Raw genomic sequence first — 14,908 nt, 5'->3', positions numbered from 1 at the left:
TTCGAAGATGAGGCGCCTTTGATCTTTCTTATCTGACTATGAACTCCATGCTCTTGGCTTTTAAATAGAGCTTACGTTCATATCCACATTGCCGCTGATGCCGTCTACCTGTCCCTTGGAGGTATTCTGCCAGATATCATAGCGTCCGCTGTAGGTACACTTGCTTGCATACTGTGCCACCCAGATGCGGTAGCTGCCTGGGAACTGGGAGGGGCTTAAGTGCTCGGAGAACCAGTTCTTGCTGGCGTATACCATGGGCGTGTGGCCGGAATTGGCTACTGTGTTGCAGAACGCAATGGTAATCTTGGTTCTGTCCGCTTTAGACAGACCATCCGCACGTCCCCGTCCGCCTGCGGCATACTCACTGTCGATAGCAATAGGCATATTGATTCCGTAACGGTTGGCAAGCTTCACTGCCATACTGGCTTCCTCTACCGCCTCGGCTTCATTAATCGCCTGGCTGAAGAAGTACACGCCCACACGCAGCCCGGCTGCCTTTGCTCCGCTGATATGGGATGCATACATGGGATCCTCTACAAGGACGCCGGAACCGTATCCGCGGTAGCCGCAGCGGATAATAACGAAGTTAATTCCCGCATTCTTTACCTTCTGCCAGTTAATGCCCTTCTGGTACTTGGACACGTCAATACCGATGGTGCCGGAGCGGATGCCCTCGCCGCCGAAGTTATACTGGATACCCTGGATAATCTGGGTGCCTGTTACCTTATTGCCGTCTTTATCGAAGAAATACGTAGCATTATCAATCGTCTGCCAGCCGGTATACTTAAATGTCCCGGTGCCCTCCATGATAGGAGCGCTGGTTGTATCATAGACAATCTTCTCTCCGTTTGCTGCTCCAACCAGGCGCAGCGCATGGTTCAGAATGGAAGCTGTCGTCTCTTCTGCAGAAGCAGGATCGTTTGTAGTATTCAATGTAGTGTCTGTGCCGGCAGGATTGTCCGGTGTTGTGGGATTCTCTGGTGTTGCGGGATTCTCCGGAGCGGTCGTAGTCCCGTTTGGATCGCTCGCTTTACATCTGGTACATACCCCATTTACAAAATCATGTCCCAGTGCCGGAATTGCTTCTGATGCGCCGCCGCAGCTGCATGCCTTCTCTCCCGCTTCGGTACAGGTAGGTGCTTTTACTTCCTTCAGATCATGTACATGGGGAGCCTGATAGTTCGGATCCTTTGCAGAGCAGACCGTGCACACTCCATTGGTGTAGCTGTGCGCCTTTAACGGAAGCGCCTCTGCCGTCTTTGCTGCGCCGCACTTGCTGCAGGTCGGGGTCTTTGTCCCTGCCGTTGTACAGGTAGACTCCACAATCTTGTCTTCATATGTATGCTGGCACTCCATCTTAGCTCCGCAGCGGTCGCATGTACCGTCTCCGTTGTCATCCTTGTGATGCTTCGCCGGCTCGCTGATGATCTTCTCATACATCGGTGTCCCGTATTCGTCCACCTTCTGCTTCATAATCTCTGTCTTTGTAGATTCTACAAACTCCACCGTATCCGTCAGAACCACAGACGTACCTGCGTCGCTGTTGCCGGTGGTATTGGAATCCTCCTTCGCCACATTGATCTCGCTTTCCTTCTTGATCTCGTCTGTGACGTCCACCACCTTATACTCCAGATTGGCCTTAACCTCGGCCTTGATGTCGCCGGGCGCACTGTAGGATCCGGAGGACTTCAGGGAAACCGTGCAGCTTCCGGGAGTCATATTCTTTATGTAGATAATTCCGTCCTTATCTTCATCCTTATAGCTCTGGGTCTTTTTATTGGAATCCGTAACTGTGACTTCGAATACGGTTCCGGTAATGACCCTGTCGTTCTTCTGATTGACAATCTTTACCTTCAGGTCCTTGTCCATGGAGGTCGCCTTCAGCACAACCGGAATTGCCTTTGCATCCACGGCTGCAGCCTGGGTATTGTCTCCATCCATTCTGGTAAGCTCTGCCATATAAGACTTGTTCATGGAAAGCCCTACCACTCTGACTTCTTCTTCCACCGGCGCTGCTTCCTCAGACATTCCAAGATCCGTCACCGTAGGAATCATGTCCTCTGTTACCTGCGGCCGGATGCAGCCGCTGAGCATGGACACTGCAAGAACAGCCGAAAGGCTGAGCGCCCAAAATCGTTTTCCCTTCATTTTCCTTCTCCTCATTTGCTTTCATTACACCCCAGCCCCCTTCTTGACAAGGACGGCATTTGTTAACAGTAGGTTTTAGTATAACATCCTTTTTCCCACTTTTCAACTGTTTACATAAAAAAATTGTAACAAAAAAATGGGATATTTACTAGGATATCCCATTTTTCTGGTATTTTTTTAATTACTTATTTAATATTTTCTTAATTTTCCCGTAACATATTAAAAAATATCTATGACCGCCGAAAGCCTTCCTCTACTGCTCTGTTTTCAGAACAAAGGTCTGTTCAAAGGTCAGCTTTGCCATGGCTGCGTCTACTGCCGTGAAGGTATGGGCTTCTTTAAGCTCCTCGCACTTTTCGTCGTAAAGGGTGTCTTTTCGCTGCCGGACGATGGCTTCCTTCTGGCTGTCTGTGGCTTCCCGGTCAAAGGTGCTTATCATCTGCACTGCATAATAGCCGCTCTCCGCCTCGATAATCTCTGCAAACTCTCCGTCCTTCAGGGTATCTGCCGCTGCCCGGACGCTTTCTGCCGGGGAACTGCTGTCAGCCCCGTAGGCCGCAGTCGTGGCTGTAATATTTTCCTTTCCCTCTGCCGCCGCATTCAAATCGCCGCTTTCCCTGGCTGCGTCCAGAACCTCCTGGAGGGCTGCTTTCTTCTGGGCTTTTTCCTCGTCTGTCAGGGGAATGGTATTGCCTTCGCTGTCGGTTTCCGTTCCTGTAGTGGAGATAAATGCATAGGCAATCCGCTTTTGTGCCGCTTCCTCATCGGAAACCACGGTATCTACGTCTGTTGTCAGGGCATCGTACATCTTATTCTGAATGGTCAGCAGGGTTAAGAGGTGCTCTACGTCTGTCTGCTCTGCGCCCACTGCTTTCTTTAACTGCGGGGTATTGCTGTCCAGAAATGTTTTTGCCGCCTCTGCGATTGCTCCCTTTTCTTCTTCTGTCAAGACCACCTCATAATTGGGGGCCTCTGCTTCCAGAACGTACAGAAGCTGGAACTCGTCCATCTGGCTTCTTTTTGCCGTGTCGCCGTAGACTTCTCCTGTATCCGGCATCTCCTGCTGGTAAATGCCGCCGCCAAGCATGCTTCCGTAATAACTTTCCATCTGTGCCTGCTGATAGCGCAGCATCAGGCTGAATTCTCCCAGTCTTATATTGGTTGTCTCATCCAGTACTGCTATGGTCTCGGAAGCGTTCAGCCGGCTTCCGGAACAGCCTGTCAGTAGGAAGGCCAGTGCAAATATCAGGGATAAGATCCTGCTTGTCCTTTTTTTCATTTTCTTTGTCTACCTTTCTGTTTTCTGAAGCTCGTGTAGATTGGGTTTTATGTGAGCTTCTGTTTTTATTCTTTGTCTATTATAATCTGTTTTTTTCCTGTAGGCAAGGATTGTTTTGTGGGGACACAGATATTTCATGGTTGGAGCTAAACGGTTTCATCCTGGGGCGAAACCGGGGCGCGGGCTTTTCCATATTCTGTGTTCGGACGGTTCGCGTACATTCTGTCTGCGCTGAACGTACATTACCTTGAAGATTTTTTTAGCATTTATATATTTTGGTAATGTTCGTTCAGCGCAGACAGCCTGTTCGCGAACAGCCGGACACTAAATATTGGAAAAGCCCGCGCCCCGGTTTCGCCCCAACCTGGATGAAGGGTTATGGCTCCGTAAGCAAGACGTCCATGTGTACGGTGTCCCATACTTCCGTTATGATCTCTAAGGGGGTTTCTTCTCTCCAGGCGGCTACCATTTGTGCACAGTATTCTTCTCTTGCAAGGAATTCCAGTTCTTCTATCCGATCCCTGGTGGCTGTCTCGTCGTATTCGGATACTCTCTGGACGATGTAGTAGCCTTCCTGGGCTTCTATGACCCCGGACACGTCTCCGACTTTCAGTTCCCGGGCTGTCTGGGCTACCAGCTCATGGGCGCCGCCGTCTGTGAAATCGTTAAAATATACGTCAATTACGGTATGGGAGATCTCTGCCCCTGCCGCTGTTATGTCTTTGAGCTCTCCGGCACGGACGGCAAACTGCTCTGCGTCTTTTTGAATCTTTAGAAGCTCTTCCTCTGTGAAGGGGGTCTGGTTCCCCTCTGCGTCAAAGGTTCCGGTTGTGGCGAAGAGGCAGTAGGTCAGCTTTCCTACCCGGGCCTCTTCCTCGCTGATCTCCGGCTTGCAGTTTTCTTTCAAGCGCTCTGCTGTCTTTGCTGCCTGCTCATTGTATAGAAGGAACTGCTCCACCGTCTCCTTTGTGGCTCCGGCTGCCTCCAGGACTGCCGGCGTATTGTCCCTCATAAAGGCCTCTGCCCGTCTTGATACAAAGTCTTTTTCTTCTTTGGTAAGCTCTGCATCGTATTCTTCTGTATGAGCGCACAGCAGATGAATCTCTGTCAGTGTGTTCATCACATCCTGCTTCAGGGCCTCCTCCATGGTTTCGGGCTTTTCTTCGCCTTCACCGAATTTTGGCTCCTGCTGCCACATTTTTTCTCCGTAGGTTTCCAGGTAGGCTGTCTCCCACTGCTCCTGCAGCATTCTTGTGTAAAATACGGCTTCCTCAAGCTCTATTGTCTCGGTTCCCAATGAAGCCACCGGCGTTCCCGTCTGACGGGCTCTGCCGCAGCCTGTACACAGACAGAGCAGCAGAATACCGGCCGTCAGCCGCCTTTGCATTGTTCCTCTCATTCCTTTTCATCCTCACGCAAAATCTGCATCTGCTCCAGAATCCCTCCCACCAGCTCCATGACGTTTTCCTCTTCCCGGCTGTTTTTCACCCTGCGGTACCAAAAAGCAGGCTTGTCGCCGGAAAGGAAGCGCATCCTTCCTTCAAAGCCTTCGATAAAGGCTGGAAATCCGGCCGGATTAAGCCGGGCCTTCTCGTACAGGTAAAAGCGGATTTCCTCCGGCCGCTCTCCAATCTCTTTCACGTAAACCCGATGGGCCTTTACCTTCAGATCTGCCACGGCCAGAAGGTTCAGCACGGATTTGGGCGGATCCCCGAAGCGGTCTATAAGCTCTTCTAACATATCCTCGCATTCCTCTGCTGTCTCGATACCGGCAATCCGTTTGTAGATATCCAGCTTCTGGCTTTCGCTGCGGATATAGGTGTCCGGAATAAAGGCGTCCAGCTCTACATCTACCAAGGTTTGGAATTCTTCTTCCGAAACAGGAATTCCTTTCTGCTTCTTGACTGCCTCGTTGAGCATCTTGCAGTAGAGATCATAGCCGACGGCCTGCATATGGCCGTGCTGCTGGGCTCCCAGAAGATTACCGGCTCCCCGGATCTCCAGATCCCGCATGGCTATCTTAAAGCCGCTTCCAAGCTCTGTGAACTCGCGGATGGCTCCCAGACGCTTTTCTGCTACTTCTTTTAACATTTTGTTCCGGCGGTACATGAGAAAGGCATAGGCTGTCCGATTGGATCGTCCTACCCGGCCCCGGAGCTGGTAAAGCTGGGAGAGGCCCATGTTATCTGCGTCGTGGATAATCATGGTATTGACGTTGGAGATGTCCAGTCCCGTCTCTATGATGGTGGTAGACACCAACACGTCAATGTCCCCGGCTATGAAGTCATACATGATCCGTTCCAGTTCCTGCTCCTTCATCTGCCCGTGGGCAAAGACGATATTCGCCTCCGGCACCAGCTTCTCAAGCTGGGCGGTCATTTCCACAATGGTGTTCACCCGGTTGTACACGTAGTAAACCTGGCCGCCCCGGCCCAGCTCCCGGCTGATGGCTGCCCGTACCATCTCCTCGTCGTATTCCATAACATAGGTCTGAATGGGAATCCTGTCCTGGGGCGCCTCCTCCAGCACACTCATATCCCGGATTCCGATAAGGCTCATGTGAAGTGTACGGGGAATGGGCGTTGCCGTCAGTGTGAGCACGTCAATATTTTCTTTGAGCTTCTTAATCTTCTCCTTGTGGGCCACCCCAAAGCGCTGCTCCTCGTCAATGATCAGAAGCCCCAGATCCTTGAAGACCACATCCGCCGACAATACCCGGTGGGTGCCGATAAGGATGTCTACCATACCCTTTTTCAAATCGGTAATGGTCTTCTTCTGCTCCGCAGCCGTCCGGAATCTGGACAGCATATCCACGCGCACAGGGAATTCCTTCATCCGCTGCACAAAGGTATTGTAATGCTGCTGGGCAAGGATGGTGGTCGGCACCAGATATACCACCTGCTTATTCTCCTGAACTGCCTTAAATGCCGCCCGGATGGCTATCTCTGTCTTTCCGTACCCCACGTCTCCGCAGATCAGCCGATCCATGATCCGGCTGCTCTCCATATCGCCCTTTACCGCTTCTATGGCAAGCTGCTGATCTACCGTCTCCTCAAAGGGGAAAAGCTCCTCGAACTCCCTCTGCCAGACTGTGTCCGGCCCGTATACGTAGCCGTCCTTCTCCTGCCGGGCCGCATAAAGCTCCACCAGGTCTTTTGCAATTTCCTGGACTGCTCCCCGTACCTTTGACTTGGTTTTTCCCCACTCGCTTCCCCCAAGGCGGTTCAGCTTCGGCTTTCTGGCATCCGAGCCGGCATACTTCTGTATCATCTCCAGCTGGGTGGCCAGGATGTAGAGATTCCCTCCCTTTGCATACTCGATCTTGATATAATCCTTCATGATCTTGTCTACTTCTACCTTCTCGATTCCCCGGTAGATACCAAGGCCATGATTCTCATGGACTACGTAATCGCCGATGCTAAGCTCCGAAAAGCTCTGGATCTTCTGGCCCTCGTAAAGCCTGCGGCGCTTTCGCTTTTTCTTCTCCCGGCCGAAAATATCCGTCTCCGAAATGACGGCGAATTTCACCATGGGATATTCATAACCCCTGTGGACGCTGCCGTGGACTACCATGATCTCCGTCTCCCCGACGATCCGCTCCTCATCCTCCGAGTAGAAGCTGTTCAGCTCCTCCTCCTGCAGGTCGGCAGCCAGACGCTTTGCCCGGGTTCCTGAGGCGCACATCAGCACCACTGCGTACTTTTCCCGTTTCCACCGCTTCAGATCCTTCACCAGCAGTTCAAAGCTATTGTTGTAGGGATTGACAGACCTAGCCTCAATCTGATAGCGGCCTGTGATATCCCAGCCTGCCAGCTTCTGCTCCAGCATACAGAGGGCCACGCAGTTTCTCCGGTTCAGACGGGCCGTTATCTCCTCCGTTCCATATAGAAGTCCGGCTTCCTGGGGCAGCGCCTCCCCCCGCTCCGCCCGGTTGGCCAGGCTCTCCCGGAATTCCTTTTCCACCGTAGTGCCCTTTTCCAGCAGCCTGGCCGGCTCATCCAGGAAAAATACCGTTTTCTCCAAAGGAAAATATTCCAGGAAGCTCACAGCCTCCTCCTCTTTCTCCGGAATCAGCTCGGCGGCCGGATAAATCACAATCTCGCTTAAATTCTCGATGGATCGCTGGCTTTCCACATCAAAGCTCCGGATGGAATCGATTTCGTCGTCCCAGAGCTCAAGCCGCCAGGGGTTCTCCTCCGTAAGCCCGTAGATGTCCACAATGCCGCCCCGGATCGCAAACTGTCCCGGCGCCTCCACCTGCCCGGTGCGCTCATACCCCAGCCGGGCCAGACGATGGCTTAAGGCTTTCGTCTCTACCAGGCTTTCCGTTCCGATGGTAAGAATCTCGCCCCTCACTTCCTCCAGAGGCCTGAGCCGGTCCATACATCCGTCAAAGGGCGCCACCACCGTAAGCTGCTGCCTGGTAAGCAGGGCCTTCAGAGCCCGGATACGCTGCTGCACCAGCAGGTTTCCCTGGATATCTGCATGAAAAAAGAGGAAATCCTTTGCCTGGTATAGCACGGTATCGTGATCGAAATACCGGCAGTCCTCATAGATTTCCTTTGCCCTCTGTTCACTATAGGTCAGAATCACCCGGAAGGGGAACTCCGCTCCCAGCCCACAGGCCATGTGTACCTTCTGGGAATCCATACAGCCGGACAGCTGCAGCGCTCCCCGGTTTTTCTTCAGCTTCCCATAGATCTCTTCATATGCACTTAGCTTTTTTAACGGTTCCAGAAAAGCTTTCATTCTTTTACTACCTTTTTATTATACTGATTCATGGCAGCATCCGTATCTCCCTGTACCATCAGCCGGACGGCACCCGCGGCATTTTCTATGGCCCAAGCCACCAGCTCCCGATCTTCTCCGGAAAAATGCCCCAGTACATGGTTAACCAGATCCTGTCCTTCTGCTTTTGCCCCTGCTCCCACCCGGATCCGCAGAAATTCCTGGGTCCCCAGATGAGCAATGATATCCTTGATCCCGTTGTGGCCCCCCGCACTGCCTTTTTTGCGGATCCGCAGATTGCCGGGATCCAGATCAATATCATCGTAAATCACAATCAGCTCCTGGGTAAAATCCAGCTTATAGTAGTCTGCTGCTTCCCGGACGCTGATTCCGCTCAGATTCATAAAGGTCTGAGGCTTGAGAAGCAGCACCTTCCTTCCCTCTATGACACCTGTACCGCAGATACCTTTGAATTTTTTCGTATTCATACTAATATTATATTGATCCGCCAGACGGTCGATTACATCAAATCCAATGTTGTGACGGGTATGCTCATATTTCTTCGTGGGATTCCCCAGGCCGGCAATCAGATACATTTCAGCACTCCTATCCTAATTTTTCTGAAGCTCAAAATTCCGTACTTTTTTATACTACAGGAGATCTCCCTATTTTGCAAGGCATAACCTGCAAAACAACAGGGATGCCGCTGTAAAAACGGCATCCCCTCTATGATTTATCTCATAACACAACTATCGATTGTCCCTGTCAGGCTTCCTCTGATGCTTCCAACAATGCTGCTTCGTATTTCTCCAGAATAATTTTCTGGATCTGATCACGGGTCCCGGAATTGATGGGGTGTGCAATGTCACGATACTCTCCGTCGGCTGCTTTCCTGCTCGGCATTGCAATAAACAAACCTTTTTCCCCTTCAATTACCTTGATGTCATGTACTACGAACTCGTCTGCAATGGTAATTGACACGACGGCCTTCATCTTTCCTTCCTTTGCTACTTTGCGCACGCGTACATCTGTGATCTGCATGTCTTTTGTTTCCCCCTTTAATCAAAGGCTTGAAGCATTACTGTTCACTTTGCGACCAGTAATCTTGAATCTACTTGTAACTCATCACTGCTTTATGGCTCTGTGTGCTACAGCACGTACCGCTCGTTCTTTTCCACCACAATCTTCACGCCGTTCTCACCTACATAACGGGAATTGGCGCGAATGGTATCACGGCTTTCCACGATACAATTTTCAATGTACGTATTATCTCCAATGTAAACCTCATTGAGAATAATGGAATTCTTGATTACGCAATTGTTGCCCACGAAAACCTTTTTAAAGAGCACGGAATTCTCTACGGTTCCATTGACAATACATCCGCTGGCTACCAGGGAGTTCTTCACATCCGATCCCGGATTGTACTTGGCCGGGGGGAGATCCAAAACCTTGGAGTATACGTCAGGATAGGTCTTGAAGAAGTACTTCCGGACATCTGCCTTCAAAAAGTCCATGTTTGTCTCATAGTAGGATTCCACAGAGGAAATGCTGTTCCAATAATCGGTGGTCCGGTATGCATAGATACGCTTCAGATTCTTATAGCGGATCAGAATATCCCTTACGAAGTCATACCGCTCTTCCTGGGCGCATTTCTCAATCAGCTCAATGAGCTGTCTTCTGCGGATCACATAGATTCCGCAGGAAATGGTGTTCGTCTGGGCCTCAATGGGCTTCTCCTCGAAGTCCAGAATTCTCCCTTCCTCGTCGGTCTTCAGCACGCCGAACCGAGAGGTATCGGCATCTGCCGGAAGCTCCTTGCAGACAACGGTAATGTCCGCCTTCTTATCTATATGGTACTCCAGCACCTTATTGTAATCCATCTTGTAGACTGCGTCGCCGGATGCAATCACTACATAAGGCTCATGGCTTTTCTTAAGCCAGTCCAGATTCTGATAGATGGAATCCGCCGTTCCCCGATACCAGGAGTTATTGTCTGCGGTAATCGTGGGAGTAAAGATATAAAGTCCTCCCTGCTTTCTTCCGAAGTCCCACCATTTTGAGGAGCTCAAATGCTCATTGAGGGAGCGCGCGTTATACTGTGTGAGCACTGCCACTCTCTGGATATGAGAGTTGGACATATTGCTAAGCGCAAAGTCAATGCCCCGGTAGCTTCCGGCCACCGGCATCGCCGCAACTGCTCTCTTATTGGACAGCTCTCTCATTCTGTGATTATTACCGCCTGCCAGTACAATTCCAATCGCTCTCATTATCTGTCACCTGCCTTTATCAATGTCTCGCCGCTCTCCAGAACGCCTTCCTTGTAATCATCCGGCGTGGTATCTCCGGAAATTGCCGTATTCTTTCCGATCTTTACATTCGGCGGTATATAGGAGTTCTCCCCGATGGTCACAAGCCCGAAGGAATAGATCTTCGGCTGTACCTTGTTGGGAATGTCCTCCCCGATTCCCAGGACAACGCCGTCGGAAATCTCCACCTCTTCGGCGATGATCGCCTTGTCAATGGTGCAGTTTTCCCCGATATCCGTGTTCTTCATAATGATGGAATCCCGGACAACCGTGCCCTTGCCCACCGTTACGCCGGAACCGATAACGGAATTGTACACATCACCGTAGATCTCCGAGCCTCCGCTGATGATGCTGCGCTCAATCTTGGAATCCGTAGAAATGTACTGAGGCGGAACCGCATCGCTCTTTGTGTAAATCTTCCAGAATTCCTCATACAAGTTGAACTCCGGAATGATGTCGATGAGCTCCATATTCGCCTCCCAGTAGGAGCCTAAGGTTCCTACATCCTTCCAGTAGCCATTGAACTCATAGGCAAAAAGACGGTTGCCGTTCTCATGGCAGTAAGGAATAATATGTTTTCCAAAGTCGCAGCTCTGCTGGCTGGACATCTCAATCAGGGCATTGCGCAGAATCTTCCAGCTGAAAATGTAGATTCCCATGGATGCCAGATTACTTCTGGGATGCTCGGGCTTCTCCTCAAACTCCGTAATCCGGTTGTCACCGTCCGTGATCATAATGCCGAAACGGCTTGCCTCCTCCATCGGCACCGGCATAACAGCAATCGTTACATCCGCATTATTCTCCTTATGGAAATCAAGCATCACTTCATAGTCCATCTTATAGATGTGGTCGCCGGACAGGATCAGTACATATTCCGGATTGTAGGTATCAATATAATCCAGGTTCTGATAAATGGCGTTGGCCGTACCCGTGTACCACTCGCTGTTGGTGCTCTTCTCGTAGGGAGGCAGAACCGTAACGCCGCCGATATTCCGATCCAGATCCCAGGGCATTCCGATTCCAATGTGGGTATTCAGGCGCAGAGGCTGATACTGTGTCAGCACACCAACCGTGTCAACACCTGAATTGATACAATTACTTAATGGGAAGTCAATAATCCTGTACTTGCCGCCAAAGGAAACGGCCGGTTTTGCAACCTTGGCGGTCAGTACCCCAAGACGGCTTCCCTGGCCGCCTGCCAAAAGCATGGCAATCATTTCTTTCTTAATCACGTAATCACCTCTTGTTGTAATGTTAGTTCGTCTACATTACGAATTATACCATATTCCTTGTAAATAGTGAACATGTTTTTGCAAAAATATGAAATTATTTTAAACATTTTGCGACAAGTTTTTCACAATGTCCCCGGCATTTTATCCACATTATCTTAATTTGGCAGCTATTTCTTGTTAAATTTTGTTCTTTTCTGAATTTTTTCTACATTTTTAAATCAATTCAAGCCTGTCTGCCTGCTTCACCGCCCCCACTACTGAACAACTGCATATTTTTCTTATATAATTCTTTGCTTTTTCATAAAATAAGGTTATACTGATAAAAAGAAACAAGATTGAAGATTATAAAAGGACAGGATGTGTATCTGATGTATCATATTGATTTTCAAAACCCCATATTCATTCATTTTATCGGCATCGGCGGAATCAGCATGAGCGGCCTGGCCGAGATTCTGTTAAAAGAGAACTTCCGCATCTCCGGATCCGACAGCAAGGCCTCAGACCTTACAAAGCATCTGGAAGCCCTGGGCGCCCAAATCCGGATCGGGCAGAGCTCCTCCAATCTTCCAAAGGACTGCGATCTGGTTGTGTACACGGCCGCTATCCACCCGGACAATCCGGAACTTGCCGCCGCAGAAGCCCGCGGGCTTCCCATGCTTACCAGAGCCCAGCTTCTGGGACAGATTATGGCCAACTATGAGACTGCCGTTGCAGTAGCCGGAACCCACGGAAAAACCACTACCACCTCTATGCTCTCCTCCATTCTTCTTTGCGCCGATCTGGATCCCACCATCTCCGTAGGCGGCATTCTGCCCTCCATCGGCGGAAATATCCGGGTAGGCCGTTCCCAGACCTTTTTAACCGAGGCCTGCGAGTACACCAACAGCTTTCTGGAATTTCATCCCACCCTGGGGATCATATTAAATATAGAAGAAGACCATCTGGACTTCTTCAAGGATCTGGAGGACATCCGCCGTTCCTTCCATCGTTTTGCCGCTCTTCTTCCAAAGGACGGCCTGCTCATCCTCAACCGGGATATTGAGAACTCCCAAGAGATCACAGAAGGGCTTGCCTGCCCTGCGGTAACATTCGGCACAAATCCTGACAGCGATTACTGTGCAGGAGAGCTTTCCTATAATAACCTGGCCTGCGCTTCCTTCCGCCTGGCAAAGAAGGACGGGAGCTCCTTCCCCATACAGCTTTCTGTTCCGGGAGCCCACAATGTAGCGAACGCTCTGGCTGCCATTGCAGCGGCAGATGCTCTCGGCATCTCACCGGAGCATATACAAAAGGGGCTTTGCGCCTTTTCGGGCACTGACCGCCGCTTCCAGTATAAGGGAAAGGTGAACGGCTTTACCGTCATCGACGATTACGCCCATCACCCCACAGAGATCCGGGCCACCTTGGAGACGGCAAAGCACTATCCCCACCGGGAGATCTGGTGCGTGTTCCAGCCCCATACTTATACGCGTACCAAGGCCTTTCTGGGGGAATTTGCCGAGGCCCTCTCCCTGGCGGATCACGTTGTCCTGGCGGACATCTATGCAGCCCGGGAAACCGACACGCTGGGAATCAGTTCCGCCACGCTGGCGCAGGAGCTGGAAAAACTAGGCGCGGATGCCCATTATTTTCCTTCCTTTGAAGAAATTGAAACATTTTTATTAAAAAAATGTTTTCCGGAAGATCTGTGTATAACTATGGGAGCCGGAAACGTGATAAACATTGGGGAAAACCTGCTGCGGCATTAGTTATCCACATTATCCACATGTTTTTACACCGTTTTTGTGTAAAAAGCATGTGGATTTTTCTGTGGACAAACTGTTGACATAAATTTTCCTCAAAAAAATGCCTTTTCCCATATTTTTTAGGTGTACAGGCCTTTTTATGCGGTTGCAAATAATACTTCTCCACAAAGTTATCCACATTATCCACATAGCGGTGCAGATTTATCCACCCGGATTTTCTGGGATAAGACAGGAGAAAAAGAAGATTGCATTTTAATTGAGTTATGGTACAATGGACACGAAAGCAATGCGTAAAGCCAGACGAAACTGTACTACAAGAAAAAAGGAGCTGCCCCATGACACCTTTTCAGCTGCACGGCCCGGCACAGACCGGCCACACTCCCGTATCGGATGTGTTTTTAGACGAATATATGCCTGCTGCCAACGGCGAGTATGTAAAGGTATATCTCTATCTCCTGCGCTGTCTGAAATCTGATGTGCAGGAGCTCTCCGTCACCCTGATTGCAGACAAGTTCGATCACACGGAAAGCGACGTGCACCGTGCTTTAAAGTACTGGGAAAAAATGCACCTGCTAAAGCTGGAATACGATGACTCCAAAACTCTCACCGGCATCTGCCTGACGGAAGACCAGGCGCAAAAGGCTGTTCCCGGCAAGGCTCCCTCTCTCAAGGCAGAGGCCCCGGCCCAGGAGCCCCTTCCCAAGCCTTCCAAGGATGGACGCCCCTTTTCCCAGGAGGAAGCCAGACAGCTTCTCTTCATCTGCGAACAGTACCTGGGAAAGACCTTAAGCTCTACAGAGGTTTCCCGTATCCTGTTTTTTCACGATACCCTGGGGTTCAGCGCAGATCTCATCGAGTATCTGGTGGAGTACTGTGTCTCCAAAGGGCACAAAAGCCTCCGTTACATAGAATCCGTAGCCATCGGCTGGCACAAAAGCGGTTACACGACCGTCACCCAGGCCAAGGAGCAGACCTCCACTTACAATAAGGCTTATTTCTCCATTCTGAAGGCCTTTGGCATCTTCGGGCGCAGCCCGGTGGAAGGGGAGATTGCCTATATGAACAAATGGATGAAGGAGTGGGGCTTTTCCCAGGAGCTTATTGCCGAGGCCTGCGGCCGTACCATGAGCGCCATCCACCAGCCAAGCTTCGAATATGCAGATAAGATTTTAAGCCGCTGGAAGGAGCAGAACGTTACGCGCCTGTCAGATCTTGCCCCTTTGGATCAGCAGCACCAGACAGCCAAAAGCAAGACAGATGGCCAGGCCCCCAAAAAGACAGCCCAGTCCAGCCGGTTCCACAATTTCCGGGAACGCAGCTACAACTTCCAGGAGCTGGAAAAGCAGCTGATTAACCACTGACAGTCCAGCTAAGAAATGTCAAGTGTTTTCGAAAAATAATTTCTGCTGGACGGTAAAGCCGCAAAGGCGCACGAGAGGAACTTTTATGAGTGCCCTTTCGAATAAAAGT

Annotated in this window: 10 protein-coding genes; 2 read left to right on the top strand and 8 right to left on the bottom strand. The window is 50.6% G+C overall.

Annotated features, from left to right (window positions below; translation table 11 throughout):
• Positions 1-60 precede the first annotated feature (60 nt).
• The 8 genes from VV089_RS20545 to VV089_RS20510 all read right to left on the bottom strand — a co-directional run bounded on the left by VV089_RS20545 (position 61) and on the right by VV089_RS20510 (position 11,693).
• Complete coding sequence (locus VV089_RS20545) at positions 61-2,148, bottom strand: GH25 family lysozyme (protein ID WP_334337203.1); 2,088 nt, start codon at positions 2,146-2,148, stop codon at positions 61-63.
• A gap of 253 nt (positions 2,149-2,401) precedes the next feature.
• Positions 2,402-3,427 (bottom strand): peptidylprolyl isomerase, encoded by a 1,026-nt coding sequence (locus VV089_RS20540; RefSeq protein WP_334337202.1) that lies wholly within the window; start codon positions 3,425-3,427, stop codon positions 2,402-2,404.
• A 376-nt stretch (positions 3,428-3,803) separates the two neighbouring features.
• Entirely contained in the window at positions 3,804-4,826 is a 1,023-nt protein-coding gene (locus tag VV089_RS20535; RefSeq protein WP_334337201.1) for a peptidylprolyl isomerase, read from the bottom strand.
• Positions 4,823-8,176 carry a transcription-repair coupling factor gene (gene mfd, locus VV089_RS20530; protein WP_334337200.1) on the bottom strand — a complete coding sequence of 1,118 codons (3,354 nt, stop codon included), beginning with the start codon at positions 8,174-8,176 and terminating at the stop codon, positions 4,823-4,825. Before mfd ends, VV089_RS20535 begins: the two co-directional genes overlap by 4 nt.
• Positions 8,173-8,751 (bottom strand): aminoacyl-tRNA hydrolase, encoded by a 579-nt coding sequence (gene pth, locus VV089_RS20525; protein WP_334337199.1) that lies wholly within the window; start codon positions 8,749-8,751, stop codon positions 8,173-8,175. The genes mfd and pth overlap by 4 nt, the downstream gene beginning before the upstream one ends.
• 169 nt (positions 8,752-8,920) lie before the next feature.
• On the bottom strand, positions 8,921-9,196 hold the full coding sequence (gene spoVG / locus VV089_RS20520) for a septation regulator SpoVG (protein ID WP_172541359.1): 276 nt from the start codon (positions 9,194-9,196) through the stop codon (positions 8,921-8,923).
• 107 nt (positions 9,197-9,303) lie between these two features.
• Entirely contained in the window at positions 9,304-10,422 is a 1,119-nt protein-coding gene (gene glgD / locus VV089_RS20515) for a glucose-1-phosphate adenylyltransferase subunit GlgD (RefSeq protein ID WP_172541360.1), read from the bottom strand.
• Positions 10,422-11,693, bottom strand: coding sequence for a glucose-1-phosphate adenylyltransferase (locus VV089_RS20510; protein WP_334337198.1), 1,272 nt, complete (start codon positions 11,691-11,693; stop codon positions 10,422-10,424). The genes glgD and VV089_RS20510 overlap by 1 nt, the downstream gene beginning before the upstream one ends.
• A gap of 368 nt (positions 11,694-12,061) precedes the next feature.
• Here VV089_RS20510 and murC point away from each other — a divergent pair, with 368 nt between their 5' ends.
• Both murC and VV089_RS20500 read left to right on the top strand, forming a co-directional pair.
• Positions 12,062-13,441, top strand: coding sequence for a UDP-N-acetylmuramate--L-alanine ligase (gene murC / locus VV089_RS20505; protein WP_334337605.1), 1,380 nt, complete (start codon positions 12,062-12,064; stop codon positions 13,439-13,441).
• 332 nt (positions 13,442-13,773) lie between these two features.
• The gene (locus VV089_RS20500) at positions 13,774-14,799 is read left to right on the top strand and encodes a DnaD domain protein (RefSeq protein WP_172541361.1); all 1,026 of its coding nucleotides are present in this window, start codon (positions 13,774-13,776) and stop codon (positions 14,797-14,799) included.
• Positions 14,800-14,908 lie beyond the last annotated feature (109 nt).

It is taken from the genome of Candidatus Merdisoma sp. JLR.KK011, assembly GCF_036941125.1.
GTDB lineage: Bacteria > Bacillota > Clostridia > Lachnospirales > Lachnospiraceae > Laedolimicola.
Note: the sequence above shows the minus strand (reverse complement) of the source record. Positions and strands in the feature narration are given on the sequence as shown.